General features: G+C 64.8%; 18 protein-coding genes. All 18 read right to left on the bottom strand.

All coding sequences use genetic code 11. The features are described 5' to 3' along the window. Positions 1-193: 193 nt before the first annotated feature. The 18 genes from dapC to argC all read right to left on the bottom strand — a co-directional run bounded on the left by dapC (position 194) and on the right by argC (position 19328). The gene (dapC, locus tag ACTNFK_RS05140; protein WP_445117209.1) at positions 194-1261 is read right to left on the bottom strand and encodes a succinyldiaminopimelate transaminase; all 1068 of its coding nucleotides are present in this window, start codon (positions 1259-1261) and stop codon (positions 194-196) included. A gap of 37 nt (positions 1262-1298) precedes the next feature. After that, positions 1299-1619 carry a ferredoxin gene (gene fdxA / locus ACTNFK_RS05135; RefSeq protein WP_433647289.1) on the bottom strand — a complete coding sequence of 107 codons (321 nt, stop codon included), beginning with the start codon at positions 1617-1619 and terminating at the stop codon, positions 1299-1301. 74 nt (positions 1620-1693) lie between these two features. Beyond that, the gene (locus ACTNFK_RS05130) at positions 1694-4255 is read right to left on the bottom strand and encodes a glycoside hydrolase family 65 protein (RefSeq protein ID WP_435936323.1); all 2562 of its coding nucleotides are present in this window, start codon (positions 4253-4255) and stop codon (positions 1694-1696) included. Then, on the bottom strand, positions 4252-4980 hold the full coding sequence (locus ACTNFK_RS05125; RefSeq protein WP_435936322.1) for an HAD family hydrolase: 729 nt from the start codon (positions 4978-4980) through the stop codon (positions 4252-4254). The genes ACTNFK_RS05130 and ACTNFK_RS05125 overlap by 4 nt, the downstream gene beginning before the upstream one ends. 52 nt (positions 4981-5032) lie before the next feature. Further along, entirely contained in the window at positions 5033-5668 is a 636-nt protein-coding gene (locus ACTNFK_RS05120) for a hypothetical protein (protein WP_435936321.1), read from the bottom strand. Continuing rightward, positions 5665-6336 carry a PilN family protein gene (locus tag ACTNFK_RS05115; protein WP_435936320.1) on the bottom strand — a complete coding sequence of 224 codons (672 nt, stop codon included), beginning with the start codon at positions 6334-6336 and terminating at the stop codon, positions 5665-5667. The genes ACTNFK_RS05120 and ACTNFK_RS05115 overlap by 4 nt, the downstream gene beginning before the upstream one ends. A gap of 3 nt (positions 6337-6339) precedes the next feature. Next, positions 6340-7383, bottom strand: coding sequence for a type IV pilus assembly protein PilM (pilM, locus tag ACTNFK_RS05110; protein WP_435936319.1), 1044 nt, complete (start codon positions 7381-7383; stop codon positions 6340-6342). A 46-nt stretch (positions 7384-7429) separates the two neighbouring features. Next, positions 7430-8239, bottom strand: a complete 810-nt coding sequence (locus ACTNFK_RS05105; RefSeq protein WP_435936318.1) for a prepilin peptidase — start codon at positions 8237-8239, stop codon at positions 7430-7432. Further along, positions 8239-10266, bottom strand: coding sequence for a polymer-forming cytoskeletal protein (locus ACTNFK_RS05100; protein WP_435936317.1), 2028 nt, complete (start codon positions 10264-10266; stop codon positions 8239-8241). The genes ACTNFK_RS05105 and ACTNFK_RS05100 overlap by 1 nt, the downstream gene beginning before the upstream one ends. A 29-nt stretch (positions 10267-10295) precedes the next feature. Next, entirely contained in the window at positions 10296-10889 is a 594-nt protein-coding gene (locus tag ACTNFK_RS05095; RefSeq protein ID WP_435936316.1) for a PulJ/GspJ family protein, read from the bottom strand. Further along, positions 10886-11257, bottom strand: coding sequence for a type II secretion system protein (locus tag ACTNFK_RS05090; protein WP_435936315.1), 372 nt, complete (start codon positions 11255-11257; stop codon positions 10886-10888). The genes ACTNFK_RS05095 and ACTNFK_RS05090 overlap by 4 nt, the downstream gene beginning before the upstream one ends. Before the next feature lie 145 nt (positions 11258-11402). Beyond that, the gene (locus ACTNFK_RS05085; protein WP_435936314.1) at positions 11403-11792 is read right to left on the bottom strand and encodes a prepilin-type N-terminal cleavage/methylation domain-containing protein; all 390 of its coding nucleotides are present in this window, start codon (positions 11790-11792) and stop codon (positions 11403-11405) included. Between the two features lie 161 nt (positions 11793-11953). Beyond that, positions 11954-13186 carry a type II secretion system F family protein gene (locus ACTNFK_RS05080; protein ID WP_433647300.1) on the bottom strand — a complete coding sequence of 411 codons (1233 nt, stop codon included), beginning with the start codon at positions 13184-13186 and terminating at the stop codon, positions 11954-11956. A gap of 3 nt (positions 13187-13189) precedes the next feature. Beyond that, a complete protein-coding gene (locus ACTNFK_RS05075; protein WP_435936313.1) occupies positions 13190-14362 on the bottom strand; it encodes a type IV pilus twitching motility protein PilT in 1173 nt (390 codons plus the stop codon). A 93-nt stretch (positions 14363-14455) separates the two neighbouring features. Continuing rightward, positions 14456-16120 (bottom strand): GspE/PulE family protein, encoded by a 1665-nt coding sequence (locus tag ACTNFK_RS05070; protein ID WP_435936312.1) that lies wholly within the window; start codon positions 16118-16120, stop codon positions 14456-14458. Between the two features lie 57 nt (positions 16121-16177). Next, complete coding sequence (argB, locus tag ACTNFK_RS05065) at positions 16178-17080, bottom strand: acetylglutamate kinase (protein ID WP_435936311.1); 903 nt, start codon at positions 17078-17080, stop codon at positions 16178-16180. An 8-nt stretch (positions 17081-17088) separates the two neighbouring features. Beyond that, positions 17089-18270 (bottom strand): bifunctional glutamate N-acetyltransferase/amino-acid acetyltransferase ArgJ, encoded by a 1182-nt coding sequence (argJ, locus tag ACTNFK_RS05060; protein ID WP_435936310.1) that lies wholly within the window; start codon positions 18268-18270, stop codon positions 17089-17091. Beyond that, entirely contained in the window at positions 18267-19328 is a 1062-nt protein-coding gene (gene argC / locus ACTNFK_RS05055) for an N-acetyl-gamma-glutamyl-phosphate reductase (protein ID WP_435936309.1), read from the bottom strand. The genes argJ and argC overlap by 4 nt, the downstream gene beginning before the upstream one ends. Positions 19329-19335: the final 7 nt, after the last annotated feature.

The following is a 19335-nucleotide window of genomic DNA, read 5'->3' as shown; positions in this document are numbered from 1 at the left end:
CTCGTGGGGTCGGTGTGGGTGCAGCGCGCCTGATATAGAGCACAGCACTCTCCAAGCTTAGCCGTTTCACGGCAATCTTTCGGCGAGTTTTTAGGTTTCTCGACCCTCAGACTATCTCGATATCGAAACAAATGCGCAATTTCTATGCGTTTCGCGCAACAGCGGATCGCCCGGTCTCGGGTCGCTAAAACGTCTAGCGCCCGGCGGCGATGCGACGCGCGGCCTCGGCGATGTCGGCGTCGCTCGCGGTGAGCGCGAGGCGCACGTGATTCGGAGAATAGTCACCATAGAACGGGCCAGGCCCCACGATAATGCCGAGCTCGGCGAATTCTGCCACGCTCTGCCAGGCGTCGACCCCGCGGGTTACCCACAAATACAACCCGGCTTCGCTGCCCTCGACCGCATAGCCCGCGGCCTCGAGCGCCGGGCGCAGCACGGCTCGGCGCGCACGGTACAGCTCGCGCTGGGTGTCAACATGCGTCTCGTCGCCGAGCGCCGCGACCATGGCAGCCTGCACGGGGGCGGGCAACATGAGGCCGGCGTGCTTGCGCACGGTGAGGAGCTGATCCACCAGCTGCGGGTCGCCTGCCAGGAACGCTGCCCGATACCCGGCGAGGTTTGACTGCTTACTCAGCGAGTAGATAGCGAGCACCCCGCGGTGGTCGTCGCCCACGACGCGCGGATCGAGCAGCGACGGAATGGGCTCACTCGCCCAGGGCGCATCCCACCCGAACTCGGCGTAGCACTCGTCGCCGACGATGACGGCACCGAGCTCGCGGGCGCGGACGACGGCTGAGCGCAGGTCCTCAATGCTCAGCACCCGACCGTCGGGATTGCTCGGAGAGTTCAGCCACACCAGGCGGGTGTGCGCGGGCCACTCGGCAGGATCGTCAGCCGCAACCGCGTCAGCGCCCACGAGCGCCGCACCCATCGCGTATGAGGGATACGCGATGCGAGGAAACGCGACGGCCTCGCCCGCACCGAGGCCAAGCAGAAACGGCAGCAGCGCCACGAGCTCTTTCGAACCCACCGTCGGCAACACGGCGCTCGGGGCGACCGTGACGCCCCGTCGACGCAGGTACCACTCGGCGATCGCCTCGCGCAGGCGCGGGGTGCCGGCGGTCGCCGGGTAGGCGTGCGCATCGGTTGCAGCGGCCAGCGCCTCCCGCACGGAGACGGGCGACGGATCCACTGGGGAGCCAATCGACAGATTCAGTGCCCCGCCGGAATGGGCCGCGGCCCGCTCGGCGTAGGGCGCCATCGCATCCCAGGGGTAGTCGGGCAGGGGCCCGCGCACGCTACTCCCCCTGCGGCGGGAGCGCCGCGATGATGGGGTGGTCGAAGTTGTAGATGCCGACTTTTGCCGCGCCGCCGGGCGAGCCAATCTCGTCGAAGAACTCGACATTCGCCTTGTAGTAGTCAGACCACTCGCTCGGCAGATCGTCTTCGTAATAGATGGCCTCAACCGGGCACACCGGTTCGCAGGCACCGCAGTCGACACACTCATCGGGGTGAATGTAGAGCGAACGCTCACCCTCGTAGATGCAGTCGACCGGGCACTCGTCGACGCAGGCGCGATCTTTCACATCAACGCAGGGAAGCGCGATCACATAGGTCATGTCGTCTGCCTTTCGAGAGCTCGAGAATGGCCGAGAATACCCTCTATCCTAGGCCCATCGTGCGAGCCGGAAGCTTACGGCTGCGGCGGGCGAGTCGGGATCTCGGAGGTCACAGTGGGGATCTCCGAGGTGAGGTTTGCGACGGCGCCGGGCTCCGACTCGCGGGGAAGCATGGCCGCGGAGAGCCCCGGGAAACGCCCGAGAATCGGGCCCTGGCTATCCAGCTGCACGTGCCGCGGCTCCCCCGGCTCGACAACCACTTCTTCGCCTCGCACCTGCACCCGCAGGGGTTGGTCTCCGTCGAGCAGCGTGAAGCTGATGCGCGCGGGGGCGAGCTCGACCCCGAGTACCTGCCCGCGCCAGGCGAGCTTGAAGCGCAGGCCGCCCCAGTGGTCAGGCAGTCGCGGATCGAACTCGAGCTTGCGGCCCACATCTCGCATGCCGGCGAAACCGTGCACGAGCGCCATCCACACGCCGCCGGTGGAGGCAATATGCACCCCGTCGCCGGCGTTGCCGTGTAGGTCGTCGAGATCGACGCGAAGCGCCTGATCGAAGTAGGAGTAGGCGAGGTCTTGATACCCCACCTCGGCGGCGATGATCGACTGCACGACGGCAGAGAGTGTTGAATCGCCCGTGGTGAGCGCGTCGTAGTACTCGAAGTTGCGACGCTTCTCATCGGTGGTGAACTCGTCGCTGGCGAGCAGCATGGCCAGCACCACATCGGCCTGCTTGAGCACCTGGAAGCGGTAGATCACGAGCGGGTGAAAGTGCAGCAGCAGCGGCTTCTGCTCGGGCGGGGTGGCCTCGAGATCCCACACCTCGCGCTCGAGAAAGTGCGCGTCTTGCGGGTGCACCCGCAACTCGTCCGAGTACGGCACGCACATGCCGTCGGCGGCGCGTTCCCACGCGCGCACCTCCTCGGGCTGCAACTGCAGCCGATCCACCAACTGCGCGTGTTCGCGCGGCGCTTCCTCGGCGAGAGTGCGAACCACCTCGGCGGCGAACCGCAGGTTGAAGCGCGCCATCACGTTAGTGAAGAGGTTGTCGTTGACCACCGTCGTGTATTCGTCGGGCCCGGTGACGCCGTGAATATGGAAGTTGTGCGTGCCGTCGAGGTCGGTGCGCCAGAAGCCAAGGCTTGCCCACATGCGGGCGGTCTCGACCGCGATGTCGCTGCCCCCGAGCAGCATCACCTCGAGGTCGCTCGTCGCGCTCACGTAGCGCGCCAGCGCGTAGGTGATGTCGGCGTTGATGTGGTACTGCGCGGTGCCAGCGGCGTAGTAAGCGCTGGCCTCCTCGCCGTTGATGGTGCGCCAGGGAAACAACGCGCCTTCCTCGTTCATGGTCGCCGCGCGGTGCCTGGCTTTTGGCAGCATGCGGTGACGTGAGCGGATCGCGTTTCTCGCCCACTCCGGGCTCGTGTACGTGAGGAACGGCAGCACGTAGATCTCGGAATCCCAGAAGTAGTGGCCGCTGTATCCCGAGCCGGTGACCCCCTTCGCGGGAATCCCGAGGCCGTCGGCGCGCGCGGTGGCCTGCGCGAGCTGAAACAGGTTCCAGCGGATCGCCTGCTGCACCCCGGGCTCGGCGTCGACCTCGACATCGGCGCGGTTCCAGAATTCGGTGAGCACGCGGCGTTGCTCCGACCACCGACGCTCGGGCGGCTCCGCCTGCAGGCGATCAAGAGACTGCACGCAGCGATCGATGAGCTCACTCTGGGTCGCCTTCGCGGAGGCGTGGTACACGATGGTTTTTTGCAGGCGGATCGTGCGCCCGGCACGCGCCACGCCCTGGTAGACGTGCCGCAGCCGGTCGGCCGTGCCGTCGACTTGGAAGCTCCACCCGTTCTCGGCCAGGTCGCCGAGACCGGAGTCGAAGTCGTGATCCACCCCCACCGCGACCGCCATGCCCGAGTTGTGCACCCGGTAGCTGAGCATGCTGCGCTGTCCGTCGCGCACCATCGGGCCGGGATCGAGCACTCGATCGCGCATGACCTCGGCTTGACGGGGATCCCCCGCGGGCAGCTCACCGCCAACCCCGTCGGCCTCTTCGGTGCGCACGCGGCCCAGGTCTTGGCGGTTGAGGATCAGGCTACTCACCGACACGTCGGCATCGGCGTCGAGCAAGGTGACGCGCATCTCGAGCGTCGCCAGGTGACGCGAGGCGAGCGACACGAGTCGGCGCGTTTCGACGCGCACGCGCTTGCCGGTGGGGCTGCGCCAGAGCAGCGTGCGGGTGAGCGTACCGGCGCGCAGGTCGAGGGTGCGGTGGGTGTCGAGTATCTCGGAGGTGTCGAGATTGAGTCGCTCGTCGTCGACATAGATGCGGGTCGTCTTCGCGTCGGGCACGTTCACGATGGTCTGGCCCTGCTCGGCGAATCCGTACGCACCCTCGGCGTGCTGGATCTGCCAGGTCTCGTGCAGGCCGTTGATGAAGGTGCCGTGGCTGCCCAGCGGGGTGCCCTCTTCGTGGTTGCCGCGCATGCCAAGGTAGCCGTTGCCGAGCGCGAAGAGGGTCTCGTCGACCGCGGCGCTTTCGCGACTCGTGCCGTGAACGGTGAGCCGCCAGGGGTCGTCGCCAAAGTCGCGACGAAGCTCTTCGACTCGCGCACCGAAGGGGTCGGGCCTGAGGCTCATCGCACCAACTCATCTAGGTCTGCGACCACGAGGTCTGCGCCCGCGGCGAGCAGCGCGTCTGCGCCGGCCCCCCGGTCGACACCCACGACGAGACCGAAGCCCCCGGCACGGCCGGCGGCAACGCCCGACTCGGCATCTTCAAATACGACGGATTCGGCGGGTGCCGCACCGAGCCGCTCGGCTGCGGCAACGTATGTGTCTGGGTTCGGCTTACCGGGCAGCCCGTCGGCGGCGGCCACGAGCCCGTCGACCACCACTTCGAAGCGATCGCGCACGCCGGCGGCGGCGAGCACCGCCTCGGCGTTGCGTGAGCTCGACACGAGGCCGATCTGCGCGTCAAGTTGCGCCAGCTCATCGAGCAGGCTGATCGTGCCCGGGTAGGGGTCAATCCCGTCACTCGCGAGCAGGTCGGCGAAGACGCGGTTCTTTCGGTTGCCGATGCCCCAAATGCTGAAGAAGTCGTCGTCGGCGGGCGTGCCCGCGGCGAGTTCGATGCCGCGAGAGAAGAGCACCGTGGCTACGCCGTCGAAACGCGGCCGCCCGTCGAGGGAGGTGTAGTACTCCTCATCACGAAACGGCTCAAGCCCGCGGCCCGCGAAATACTGGTTGAACGTCTCGCGCCACGCCTGCATGTGCAGCGTGACGGTCGGGGTCACCACCCCGTCGAGGTCGAAGAGAAATGCCCTGAAGGGCGTGAGCCGGTGGTCTAGCTGAGTGTCGGCCATGCAGTTCAGTCTATAGAAGCAACTTGCTCAGCTGCGAGGGGCACGGCACGGATCACTCGGGCACCACGAAGAGTGACCCGAGCAGCGTACCGTTCGTCGTCTCACCCGTGCTGTCAATGTCGACGGATTGTGCGAACACCAGGCGATCCCCAGTCTGAAGCAGACGGAAGAACTGTGCGACCTGATCTGCCGTGCCGGTGACCGTGACGGTGATGGGGATCTCGACGAGTCCGGTCGCGGCGGCGGAGGCTCCCGCGGCGCCTTCAGCAACTGCGGGATCCGCCGGAGCGGCCTCCGCTGTCGCTGCGGGGTCTGCGGGCGTTGCTTCGGCCGCAGCGGGTTCGGGAAGAATCGATTCGCCCACCAAGAACTCCGACAAGAGCGCGCCGGACTGGCCTTGGATATTTGCGAGTTCTCGAAGGAACACCGGCCAATCCGTGGACACAGGAATCGCGATCTCGAGCTCCGCCAGTTCGGCGAGAAGCTCTTCGGAGTCTGCGTCGGCCTGCTGCAGGATCGCGAGCTGCGCTCGCTGTGTCTCGACGGTCAGTGCAGTGTTATCGGCGAGTGATCTCGTGGTCGATGCCGCGGTCAACTGTGGCAACAGGCCGGCGACCACGCCGTACAGCACCACGAATGCGCACAGCACGCCGGTGATCAGCACCCAGAGTCGGGTTTTTGCACTCACTGAGCTTCCTCCTCAACGAAGCGACCGGCCCGCACCGTGTCGTCGAAGACGAGACGAAGTTGGGTTTCAGAGGAGGTCGTGTCCCCCGCACTGAGTAACGTATTGCCGATCACGAGCCCGCAGACGAAGCCGTCGAGCTTGCTGGCGCGCTCGAGGAATGCTGCGGCGGCACTCAGGCCGCCCTCGCCGGGGGTCGCCAGCGTGAGATCGAGAGACGATCCGGTCGCCGCGCAGGCCTCAGCAACCGCCGCGTCTGCCTCGCCGCCGGGCAGGGCCGCCGCGAACTTCACGATGCTCGAGCCCTCGGGGACACTGCCGAGCACTTGATCGCGTAGCTCCATGAAGAGCACCTCGGTTTCGGTGATCACCAGGCGATCGGATGACCGGCCGCCCACTGCGGACAGCATCTCCTGCGCCTTACCGAAGCTCGCGATCTCGCCATTCAACGACTGCGATTCAGCTTCCACTGCGGCAAGTTCCTGATTCGCGAGGGTCACGGGAATCGTGCCCGCGGCGAAAATGAGGCCGGCCACGACACCGCTCGCAACGAGCGCGAGCAACAGTTTCGGAAGCGTCTGCTCGTGCCGCTGCTCGGCGCGCTGTTTTTCGGGCAGGAGGTTGACTCTGGGGCTGCGACCAAACTCAATGGGGCTTCGTTTCATTGCCATGGGCTACCCCTTCCTCAAACCCAGACCGATGGGAATCGCGAGTTCTTGTTCGTACCTGGCGAAGGTCTCGGGGTCGAGGCTCTTGTCGACGCGCACGCCCACCCGGGGCGTGCCGACTGTGACCGGCAGATCGACGTATTCACCGACCGCGCGAACAAAGCCTGGCACGAGGGTCTCGGCACCCATCACGATCAGGCTTTCGATGGGTTGCCCCCCGAGGTTGCTGAGGTAGTAGCTGTTCGTGCTGCGGATAGACCCGAAGATGCTGCGGAGGGCTGCGAGCATCGCGTCGGCTGTCTCGCGATATTGCGGATCGGCGCCCTGGTCGATGCCGATGGTCATCTTCAGAGCGTCAGCCTCTTCACGCTCCAACCCGGTGAGATCCTCCACCGCGTCGGTGACCGTCTCTCCGCCCGCGGGTACGATGCGCACAAAGCGTGGGGTGCCGTCTACCGCGACCACGATGAAGGTGGTGCGCGCGCCAAGGTACACCACGGTGTGGCAGCCGTTCAGCTGCCCGCCGGGCATCAGCGCCCGAAGCATCCCGAATGGCGAGAGGTCTACGCCCGCGGCCCGGAGCCCTGCGTCTTCAAGCGTGGCCACATTGGTTTCGACGCTGTCTTTGATGGCGGCGACAAGCAGCCCTTGCACCTGCGGCGGATCGCTGCCCTCGACTTCAGCGACGGGATAGAAGTCGAGAATCGTCTCGGTCACGGGCACCGGAAGAAGATCGGCCACCTGATAGGGAAGGGCCTGCTGCAGTTGCGGCAGCGGCATCAGGGGCACCGTGTGGTCACGCACAAGCACACGCTGGTTCCCCACTCCGAGTACCACACGCTTGCTCCTAAAGCCGCCTTCGCGCCACAGCTGCTTCAGCGCGTTCGAGACGGCCGGTACGTCGATAACCTCGGAGTCTCTTGCCGCTCCCTCGGGCAGTTCGACCGCGTGCACACGGTGCAGCGTCGGGTGACGGCCAATACTCCCACTCACTTCCGCGGCAAGAAGTCGCCGGGCAGAAATGTCCAGGCCAATGGTGCGTGTGGCCATTCAGCTCCCCTTTGCCGGTCGGTCAGTGCACATTGTTCACTTTCCCTTAGCCTAGTGCCCAGAGTGACAGGTAGGCGTGCATGATGGCAGGTCCCGCCCACACGCCGACCCAGGCGCCCGCGAGCATGAATGGGCCGAACGGGATCTCAGTCTTTCGCCCTCCGCGCCTCAGCGCGATGAGGGATAGGCCGAAGACCGCACCGAGCACGAAACCGGCGAAGGCACCGACCGCGAGGGCGTCCCAGCCGACGAAGCCGAGTGCCGCGCCGAGCACCGGCGCGAGCTTCACGTCACCCCCGCCAAGACCGCGCGGGTAGACAAGCACGATCAGGAAGTAGGCAACGAAGAGGATCGCCGCACCTGCCAGAGTCGACACGACTTGCGACCAGTTGCTGCTCAGTGCCGCCGCGACACCGAGCAGCACGGTCACGACCGCGATGCTGGGCACGACGATCGCGTCAGGAAGCCGTTTGTGCTCGAGATCGATCAGCGTGAGGGCGATGCTGATCGCAGCCAGCCACAGGTATGCGGCGAGAACAAGCCATGCCGCCGGATAGGTTGCAGCGACCTGGGTTGTCACCCACCAGGCCACGAGCGCAAACGCGACAGCAGTCGCAATCTCTACGAGCGGGTAGCGCGCGCTAATTCGGTCGTCACAGCTCGAACATCGGCCCCGAAGTAGCAGCCACGAGGCAATCGGTATGTTCTGCCACGGGCGGATACGAGCATCGCACCTCGGGCAGTGACTGTCGGGCAGCAGTGACTCCCCCCGCGGCACCCGCCAGATCACGACGTTAAGGAACGACCCAATGAGCAGCCCAAACACTCCGGCCGCGGCCGGTACCCACGCCTGCATCAGTCGACGTTGCGCTGGAGCAATATGTCCTCGCCAAGCCGAGGTGTGCCTGAGGTCGTGCCACCACCGCCACCAGTGGTGCCCCCGGAACCCCAACCCGGAAGCCCTATCGGGCTAAAGGTCAGGGAATTCTGAATAGCACTTCCTTGAGTGAAGTAGCCGCCGGCGTATATCGATCCGACTACCGAGGAGTTCTGCATGTGCACGCCGCACGGGGTGTAGACCATCGTCGTGATGGGTGAATTGAAGTCAGTACCGTCAATGGTGACCGAGTCAGATCCGACAGTGCAGGCGGCTCGTGTTCCAGGGTCTACGATCCAAAGTTTGCGAGCAATGCCGCCTTGGGAGGTCACGGTTACGTTCTTAAAGTTCACCCGATCGACCAGCAAGACTGCGTCTGAACGAACCTCAACAGCGACGTTCTGCGGGTCGAGAAGCCCACAGTCGCGCAGATCGTAAAGCACCGGCCCGCTGGAACTGCCGAGCTGCTTCCAATCATTGAATTGAGCCTTGTTCCAGGGCTCGCACTGGGTCGAACCCGTGTATGTCTTCACTTCGAAGCCTGCCCAGAGCGCGGCTTGTTCGGGGGTGTGCGTGTATTCGCGCCACGGCGCAAACGGCGGGGCAGGCACCGCACCCACCAGGCTCACCGTTGGGGTAGCCGGTGCACCTGCGGTCGAGGTGCACTTCCGCGCATTGACATCAAGGCCCGTAGGCGGGGAATTCCAGTTCACTGTTGGAGCTTGAACCACACATCCGCTGAGGGTGCGGCCGACCCAGTTGCCGCCATTAAGGTCGACGTTTGATCCGGCGCGGATACGGCCGGGAACCTCACGACCGTTAGCGACCGATATTCCTCCCGAGGTGGTGAGGTTGCCGGCTGCGTGATCGGTGGTGGAGCGAATGATCCCGACCTGCCCGTTCGCGTCGATCTTGCCGCCACTGGTAACGTCACCCTCGACGTTTGAGGTTGCGGCGAGGCTCACATCACCAATCGCAGTGATACTGCCTTTTACCCGAGCCGTACCGGTGAGAGTGACTGTGCCGCGCGCGGTGACGCTGCCTTCCACGACCGACCCTGATCCGAGTGTCACGTTTCCGTCTGCATTAATGTTTCCGTCGTTTTCCGGAGTTCCTGAAACACCCACTCGAGCGTTATCACCGACGGAGACGTTACTGCTGGTAGAGATATTCCCGCCGACCAACCCCCCGTCCGAAAGTGTTACCGCGCCATTGGCAAAGACACTGCCCGTTACGTCACCCTTAATGGGAACTTCCCCGGTGCCAGCTGAGCGAAGGTCACCCTCGACCTTCAAAGTTGCATTGATGTTGAGGTTGCTTCCAAAATGTGCTGAACCTTTGACGATGCAGTTGAAGGCTTTTCCGGCGGAGTCTGTGACCGTGCCACCGGAATCAACGGTGAAATTGCCCTTGATAAGCAAAGATCCAGGCATAATTTGACCTTTGCAGGCAAGACCGGATTCTGCCATTGCGATTACTGGGTTCGGGCTGGTTCCACCCAGGAAAGCAATTGAATTGTTTTGCAGGTCACTCGTACCCGCGACGTACATGAAGTAATCACCGGCGCCACCGGAGGTGCCTCCGCCAGGCACCCAGCGGTAGACGGTCTCAACCGTCGCGCTCGCTCCGCTTGCAGTGCCGGTAGCGCGGATTACGACACGGCGATCGGGAGCGACACCCTCACAGGTGGGCACGGCGGTCGCAAAGCTGTATGTCAGAGTGCCGGTAGAGGCGAGTGCGCTCAAATCGGTGAGGCACGGGTCGATGGTAGCTGAGCGCATTGTGGCCTCGGCAGCGGCAATACCGGCCTCTGCGGCGGCCTGAGCCTGCACGATGTTCTTGTTAGTTGCCGTGACCTGTGAGGAGCCGACAATAGCGACGAGAAATGCAGAGATCAGCGCGACCCCAACGATGAACACCATGAGCACCATCGGGAGTGCGATGCCGCGGTCGTTGCGCAGACGAAGTCGGAGCGTGTGGTGAGGATGCGTGCCACGGGGGGTCATGCGTTCCTCCTCTCGATACAGCCTAGTTCTCAGAAGCACGTCGTGGCTGGGTTGGCCACTTGTCCCTGAGTGCGATTGCGGGTGTCGCCGACGATGTTAATCGTGCCCCCGTCGGAGGTGCCCACCCGCCAGGAGTAGGTCAGGGTTCCCTCCACCCCGGAGGCGGCCCCGCCCGCGAAGAAGGGAAAGGTCGTGGCACCGTCGGTGCGAGGCCCGACCTCGGTCAAGAATATAGGGAGACTTCCGACCGTATTCCAGGGCTGGCCAGCAGCATCAGGTTTCTCGTCGCGAGTGAGGATGCGCTCGTTTCCCGAGCCGGTAACCTGCCAGCGCACGCACTGCCAGGTAATTGAGGCGGATCGCCCCGCGACCGACGCGGTGAGCGTTGCTCCGCCGTCGGTGACCCGAAACTCCCGCGCGTTGCGGATGTCTGCGCGGAGGATGGTGGCGGCGTTCTGGCCGTCGCTCGCTGAGGTAGTGAGGCCAGAAACGGTGGACTCCGAGCGGAACAGACTCACCATGGTGGTCGCAATGACGGTGGAGATTAGGCCGAGCACCACGATATAGACCGCGAGTTCGACCAGGCTGAAGCCTGCATCAGCTGCCCTGCGGTCGCGGTTCATGGTGTGCTTTCGGCGGTGACCACCTGGGTGGTGGCTTCAGCGATTGTGTTGGTGTCGGCGGAAAGCGCCTGCACCCGAATTGTGACGGTGGCCAGGCGATCAGAACCGCAGACCACCGAACGATCTGCCTGAAACTTCTGATTGTCTGGCGCGGTGAGTGTCAGCGGCTTCTGTGTCTCCACAGCCGCCGAGTCGCAGACCTTGATCGAGAGTTCGTCGCGGCTCTGATCGAGTTGAGTTGCGACTATGCGGTTCGCCTGCGCTACGTCGGCGTTTTGAACTGCGAGACGCACGGAGTCGATCACCAGCGGAAAGAGCCCCACGAGCACGATGCCGAGCACGACGATCGCGACCGCGAGTTCGGTCATGCCGATACCAGAATCGGATGTTCTTGGGCGGACCACTGCTCGGAGCACCGACCTCACATCCCTCTTAACCTGTTATGAATAAATTTTCGCCTGAGTGAGTGGAGGCAATACGGCTTCCACTCACTCAAGTGACAATTCCTTAGCCCTATTCGCCAGAAGCGGGAGCGGCAGGACAGGGGCCAGCCTCAGAGCTAGTCTTGTTTCCATCAGCGTAGGTCACTGTAACGCAATATTCAGTGATGTCATCGCCGTTGGATACTGCGATCGTGTCGGGTGTGGTGACAAGATTTTCAACGTCAGCGTCAGTAGCGGTTCCACCTCCGGCGATGATCGATGCCACAACAGATGAGCCGTTTGCTGCAGCGGCATCCGCACGAGCATCAACCGCGCCTTTTTGAATTCCACTGAACACAGGAATAGCGATCGCAACAAGAATGCCGATAATAACGATGACAACCGCGAGTTCAACGAGCGAGAAGCCCTTGTCTCCGTCTGCCTTGCGGTTCTTCAGAACGTTCTTCATACGCTCAAGCATGTGTGACTCCATAGGTCAATGCACCGGGATGTTATGGCTCCCGAACGGTGCTGATCCGGGAACACCCTCAGTCTACTGGGATCCAGTACAACTTTGCGTAGCGTTGCCGTTCTACACATTTCATTTGGCACCGAGTGCCACTGTGTCTGGAGCGGCGAATCTCAGCCCTGAATGGCGCCAACGAGGCCGAAGATCGGGAGGTAAAGCGCAACGACCATGCCACCGATCACCACGCCAACGAGCACGATGAGCAGCGGTTCGATGAGGGAGGTCAGCTGATCCGCTGCGGTCTCGACCTCACGGTCGTAGAACTCGGCGATGCTCTTCAGCATCTTGTCGAGCGCGCCCGAGTCCTCCCCAACCGCGACCATCTGGGTCACCATCGGCGGAAACACGTCGTGTTGCGCGAGCGGCAGTGCAAAGGGGCGGCCGTGGCGCACCGAGTTCTCGGCCTCGAGCAGCGCCTGCTCGATCACCCAGTTGCTCGACACCTTCGCGACAAGCCCGATCGCCTGGAGCATGGGCACGCCCGCGTTCAGCATCACCGCGAGGTTGCGGCTGAAGCGTGCGATCGCCACCTTGCGAAAGAGCTGCCCGAAGATCGGCATGTTCACCTTTGCGGTGTCGACGACCTTCCGAACCTTCTCTTCATTCTTGTTGCGTGAGTACCAGAACGCCACCGCGATCGAGATGATCGCGAGCAGCGGCACCCACACCACCGCCGAGCGCGACATCGCGACCAGAATCTGCGTGGGCACGGGAAGCTCGTCGCCGAACCCGGCGAAGAGGCTCTCGAAGGTCGGCACCACGAACACCAGCATGGCGATCACCGAGAGAATCGCGACGAACAGCACGACGACGGGGTACGCCATCGCGCCCTTGACCTTTTGCTGGAGCTTGAGCTCGGTTTCGAAGTTCTTCGCCACAGATTCCAGTGCCTCGTCGAGAAAGCCGCCCGCCTCGCCGACGCGCACCAGATTCACCATGATGAGCGGAAAGACCTTCGGGCGGCGCTCCATTGCGGCAGACAGTGACGAACCCTGCCCGACCTCGCGACGCGCATCGGCAAAGCCCTTCGCGAGAATCTGGTTCTCCGTCTGTTGGCTCACGATTTCGAGGGCGCGCAAGATCGTGACGCCCGAGCCCACCATCACCGAGAGTTGCTGCGAGGCAATCGCGAGGTCTTTCAGGCTCGGCTTCTTCTCCAGAAACGCAATGTTGAGGTCTTTGTTGAGGCCCAGAGAATCGTTGTCTTTGACCCAGACCGGAATCAGGCCCTGCGCCTCGACCGCGTTCACGGCCGCGGCCTCGCTCGCGGCGTGCAGGCGCCCCTTGACCGTCTTGCCAGCGCTGTTGCGCGCTCGGTAGACGTAGAGGGTCGTCGACTCGGCCATGTACTAGAACCTCTTGCGTCGTGGCAGGTCGGTGACGGCGAACTCGTCGTCAAAGCCCAGGCCGGAAACCGCCATCGCGTCCGCAGCGGCATCACGATCGCCGGCACCACGGGTCGCCAGCGATTCAAAACTCTTCAGGTCGCTGGCCTTTTCGCGCGCGTGGTCGTAGGTCACGATGCCCTGCCGCACGAGGTCGGCGAGCGACTGATCCATCGTGTGCATGCCGTGCTCGGCTCCGGACTGCAAGCTCGAGTAGATCTGGTGTGACTTCGCCTCGCGCACGAGGTGCCCGATCGCGGGGGTCATCTTCATGACCTCAGTTGCGACCACGCGGCCACCCCCGATCTTGCGCAGCAGTGTCTGAGAGATCACGCCCTGCAGGCTGGCCGAGAGCTGCGTGCGAATCTGGCCCTGCTGATGTGACGGGAAGACGTCGATGATGCGGTCGATCGACTGCGCCGCGTCGACCGTGTGCAGGGTCGCAAACACGAGGTGCCCGGTCTCGGCCGCGGTGAGCGCCACCGAGATCGACTCGAGATCGCGCAGCTCGCCCACCAGAATCACGTCGGGATCCTGCCGCAGCACATGCTTCAGCGCCGCCGCGAAGGTATGCGTGTCGGTGCCGACCTCGCGCTGATTCACAATCGACTTCTTGTGCTTATGCAAGAACTCGATCGGGTCTTCCACCGTCATCACGTGACACGCCAAATCGGTGTTCACGACGTCGATGAGCGATGCGAGGGTGGTCGATTTTCCCGACCCCGTGGGCCCGGTGACGAGCACCAACCCGCGCGGCAGGTACGCAAAGTCGCGCACCTGCGGGGGCATGCCCAGTTCGTCGAGCGTGCGAATCTTGTTGTCGATGAAGCGGAACGCCGCGCCCAGCGAGTTGCGCTGCCAATACATGTTCACGCGAAACCGGCCAACGCCCACGGCCGAATAGGCGAGATCAAGCTCGAGCTCGGTCTCCAGTTTTTCTCGCTGATCGGGGGTGACGATCGACAGCAACACCTCGCGCAGTGTGTCGGGCGTGAAACGTTCAAAACCGCCCGGCAGATGCTGCAGCTGCCCATCGACGCGAATCACCGGCGGCGATCCGACCGCCAAATGCAAGTCAGAAGCTTGCACACTCGCCACATGCGCCAGCGCATCATCCAACACGAACGAACCCGTCATTACGTCCCCCTTATTGGCACCACGCAAGCGGCAACCTCATCACAGTGTAACCAGTGCTACACCGATGCGCCGGCAATGCCGAAGCTGAAAAACTCACGACGCGACGCGCAGCACTTCTTCGATCGAGGTGATGCCCTCGAGCACCTTGCGCCACCCGTCTTCTCGCAGCGGGACCATACCCTCCTCGACCGCCAACTCGCGCACCTCAAGCCCCGAGGCGTGAGCAACCGCAAGACGCTGTACCCCCTCGCTCACGATCATCACCTCGTGCAACGCGACGCGCCCCCGATACCCGGTGTTCGAGCAGCGCGAGCAGCCGACGGGCTCGCCCACAAGCGCCTCGCCGCCCGGAATCGTGAACCCCAACCGCTCGAGCAGCTCCCCGTCGGGCTTGCGCATCACCTTGCACTTGTCGCACAGCCGCCGCGCAAGCCGCTGCGCAACGACCGACTCAAGCGCCGAGGCCACAAGGAAGGGTTCGATACCCATCTCGACGAGTCGCGTGATCGCGCTCGGCGCGTCGTTCGTGTGCAGGGTCGACAGCACGAGGTGCCCGGTGAGGGCCGCCTCGATCGAGATCTGCGCGGTCTCCGCGTCGCGGATCTCACCCACAAGCACCACGTCGGGGTCGCCACGCAGAATCGACCGCAGCGCGCTCGCGAAGGTGAGGCCCGCGCGCGGATTCACCTGCATCTGGCTCACACCATCCATCCGGTACTCCACCGGGTCTTCGACGGTGATCACGTTGATCTCGGGCCGGGCGACCTCGCTGAGCGTCGTGTACAGCGTGGTCGACTTGCCCGAGCCGGTAGGCCCGGTCACGAGCAGCATGCCGTGCGGCTTCTTAAAAGACTGCGAGTACACGTCCATGTTGCGCGGCGACATGTGAAGGTCTGAGAGCTTGATCTTCGATGCCGAGTTGTCGAGAATACGCATGACGATCTTCTCGCCCCACACCGTGGGCAGCGTCGCCACGCGCAGGTCAATCGAGCGACCGTTGTGGGTCACCGAAATGCGGCCATCCTGGGGCTTGCGCCGCTCGGCGATGTCGATCCCGCTCATGATCTTCAGTCGCGAGATCACGCCGTCCTTGATCGAGGTCGGCGCCTGCTGCACGTCGTGCAGCACGCCGTCAATGCGGTACCGCACGCGCAGTCGCTTCTCGGTGGGGTCGATGTGAATGTCGGAGGCGCGATCCTGAATCGCCTGCGAGATGATGAGGTTCACGAAGCGCACGATCGGCACATCGCCGTCTTCGTCTTCGAGACTCTCGGTCGCGTCGGTGCCGCCGGTCGTCGGGGCGCTGGCACCCAGCTCGCTCGTCAGGTCGGCGATCTGGTCGTCGAGGCGCACATAGCGGTCGAGGGCCGCCGCCATCGCCTCCCGCGTCGCCACCACCGGCACCACCGTGAGGCCGGTGGATCCCGCCACGTCGTCAAGCGCGATGACGTCGTCGGGATCTACCATCGCGAGCGTGAGCTCGTGACCTTCGAGCGCGATCGGCAACACGTAGTGACGGCGCGCGAGGTCGGGGGCGAGCTTCGCAACGGCGCGCTGATCGACCGGGGTTTCGAGCAGGTCAACGAAGCGCAGGCTCTGCGTGAATGCGAGCGCCTTCGCGAGGTCCACACTGTCGAGCTTGCCGGTCGCGAGCAACTCGCGCTCGGCGCGCCGCTCCCCCACCTTGGCGATCGCCGCGGTCATGGTGTCTTTCGGCACCGTGCCCGTTAGCACCAAGTGCTCAAGTATGCGACGCATGACATCCCCCTAGGTTGTGCAGTTGTCTCTTTCGATTGTGGATCGGGCCCGGCGTTGCTACGCGGTAACCTCTGTGCCGATGCCGCGTGCCGTGAAGATCTCGAGCAGCACCGAGTGCGGCTCTCGCCCGTCGATGATGGCGGCCTTCGGCACGCCGCTGCGCACCGCGTCGAGGCATGCGCGCATCTTCGGGATCATGCCCGATTCGAGACTCGGCAACAGCTCCTCGAGCTCGCTGGCGCCGATGCTCGAGACGAGCGAGTCGCGGTCGGGCCAGTTCGCGTAGAGGCCGGCGACGTCGGTGAGGATGACGAGCTTCTCGGCACCCAGCGCACTGGCGAGGGCCGAGGCGGCCGCGTCGGCGTTGATGTTTAGGGACGCGCCGGGCTGATCCTCATCGGGGGCGATGCCCGCGACCACCGGAATCAATCCCGCATCGAGCAGTGCCAGCACGGGCTCGGGGCGCACGCCCACCACGTCACCCACGAGACCGAGATCCACCATCTCGCCGTCGACCTCGATCGGGGGGCGACGACGGCCGATGAACAGGCCCGCGTCCTCCCCCGTGGTTCCCGCGGCGAGGGGGCCGTGCGCGTTGATCTGGTCGACGAGCTCGGGGTTCACCTTGCCGGTGAGCACCATGCGCACCACGTCCATCGCCTCGGGCGTGGTGACCCGATAGCCGCCCTTGAACTCGCTCGCGATGCCAAGGCGCCCGAGCATGTCGGTGATCTGCGGGCCGCCGCCGTGCACCACGACCGGGCGAATGCCGGTGTGCCTGAGGTAGACCACGTCTTCGGCGAATGCCTGCATGAGCGCCTCGTCGACCATCGCGTTGCCGCCGAACTTGATCACCACGATTGCGTCGCGGAACTTCTTCAACCACGGCAGCGACTCGATCAAGACCTCGGCCTTCGCGGCCGCCTCTTCGTGCTTCAGCGGACTCGTCGTGTTCGTCATCGTCACCCTTAGCTCGAGTACGCGCTGTTCTCGTGCACGTAGTCGTGCGTGAGGTCGTTCGTGCGCACGGTCGCAGTGTGTTCGCCCGCATACAGCTCGATGAGCACGTGCGTCTTGCGCGGGGTGAGGTCGCACTCGTCGACCGGGCGATCCGGCCCGCCCGCGTGACACAGTCGCACCCCGTTGAAGCTGACGTCGACCTGGTACGGGTCGAACGCGGCCTCCGTGGTGCCGATCGCGGCGAGCACGCGGCCCCAGTTGGGGTCGTTGCCAAAGATCGCGGCCTTGAACAGGTTGTTGCGGGCAACCGAGCGACCCACTTCGACAGCGTCTGCGACGCTCGCCGCGCCCATCACCTCGATGTCAATGTCGTGGCTCGCACCCTCGGCATCGGCCTGCAGCTGGGCGGCGAGGCTGTCGCAGACCGCGGCGAGTGCCGCCGCGAACTCTTCCTCGTCGGGGGTGACCCCGCTCGCGCCGCTCGCGAGCAGCGTTACCTGGTCGTTCGTCGACATGCAGCCGTCGGAGTCTAAACGGTCGAAGCTACCGCCGGTCGCACCGCGCAGGGCGCGATCCGCCACCTCATTGTCGATGTGTGCGTCGGTGGTGATGACGACCAGCATCGTGGCGAGGCCGGGCGCGAGCATGCCGGCACCCTTCGCCATTGCGCCGATACGCCAGCCGTCACCCTCGTGCGAGGCCGTCTTTTCGACCGAATCGGTGGTGAGGATCGCGGCGGGGGCCGTCGTGTCGTCAGCGGCGAGCGCCTGCACGAGCTGTGGGATGTTGCCCACGATCTTGTCGCGGAAGGACTGGTCGCCGGTGCCAATGAGACCGGTCGAACAGACGAGAATATCGTCTGCGGCGCTGTCGCTGGCATCGCCATTGGGGTCGCTACCGAGCGCAGTAGCCACGGCCTCTGCCGTGAGCCGTGTGGTCTCGTAGCCGAAGTCGCCGGTGAAGCAGTTGGCTCCCCCGGAGTTCAGCACGACGGCGCGCGCCGGGCCATTCTGGGCGACCTTGCGGCTCCACAGGATCGGGTTGGCTTGCGCCCGGTTGCTCGTGAAGACGACCGCGGCGGCGCGCGCCGGGCCATCGTTCACGACAAGCGCCAGGTCGGGCTTGCCGGTCGACTTCAGGCCCACGGCGATGCCCGCCGAGCGGAACCCCTTCGGGAAGGTCACGGTCACGGGGCGACTCCATTCGTGCTCAGGCCGGTGGCTTCGGGGAGACCGAGGGCGAGGTTGGCCGACTGGATCGCGGCTCCCGCCGTGCCCTTGGTCAGGTTGTCAAGGGCGGCCACCACCACGACACGGCCGGCAGCCTCGTCGACGGCGAGGCCGATGAGGCAGGTGTTTGCGCCGAGGGTGTCGGCGGTGCGCGGAAACTGACCGGCGGGCAGCAGGTGAACGAACGGCTCGTCGGCGTAGGCCTGCTCCCAGGCTGCCCGCACCTGAGTCGCGGTCACGCCTTCAGCAATGCGCGCCGTGGAGGTCGCGAGGATCCCGCGGCTCATAGGCACGAGCACCGGGGTGAAGCTGATCGTCGGCGTTACTGTCGCGCCTGCGTCGCGCAGCACCTGCTGGATCTCGGGAATGTGCCGGTGCGATCCGCCCACCGCGTAGGGGTTTGCGGTGCCCATGAGCTCGGCACCGAGGAGGTGCGTCTTCGCCGCCTTGCCCGCGCCGCTGGGGCCCACTGCCAGCACCGACACGATGTCGAGGGGTTCGATGACGCCGGCCGCGATGCCCGGGGCGAGCGACAGCGACACGGTGCTCGCGTTGCAGCCGGGGGCCGCGATCCGCTCGGCGCGTCGCAATGCCTCGCGCTGCTTGGTGAAGCCGCCGTCGGCACCGCGCACGAGCAGCTCGGGCACGCCGTAGGTCCACGGCTCGTGGTGCTCGCCACCGTAGAACGTGACCCAGTCGTCGCGCTCGCGTAAGCGGTGATCCGCCCCACAATCGACCACGAGGCGCACGTTCGTGAGCTGCGCGGTCAGCGTGCCCGACGCACCGTGGGGCAGGGCGAAGAACACGATGTCGTGCCCGTCGAGCACCTCGGGGGTGGTCTCTTGAATGGTGAGGTGCGCGAGCGAGCGCAGGTGCGGCTGGGACTCGATGAGCGGGGTGCCCGCGCTCGAGTGCCCGGTGACCGTGCGAAGCTCGAACTCGGGGTGCTCGGCGATTAGGCGGAGAAGCTCGCCGCCCGCATACCCGGAGGCACCCGCTACTGCCACACTCGTCGCCATACCCCAC

Source organism: Leucobacter fengyongliangi (assembly GCF_052386045.1).
Note: the sequence above shows the minus strand (reverse complement) of the source record. Positions and strands in the feature narration are given on the sequence as shown.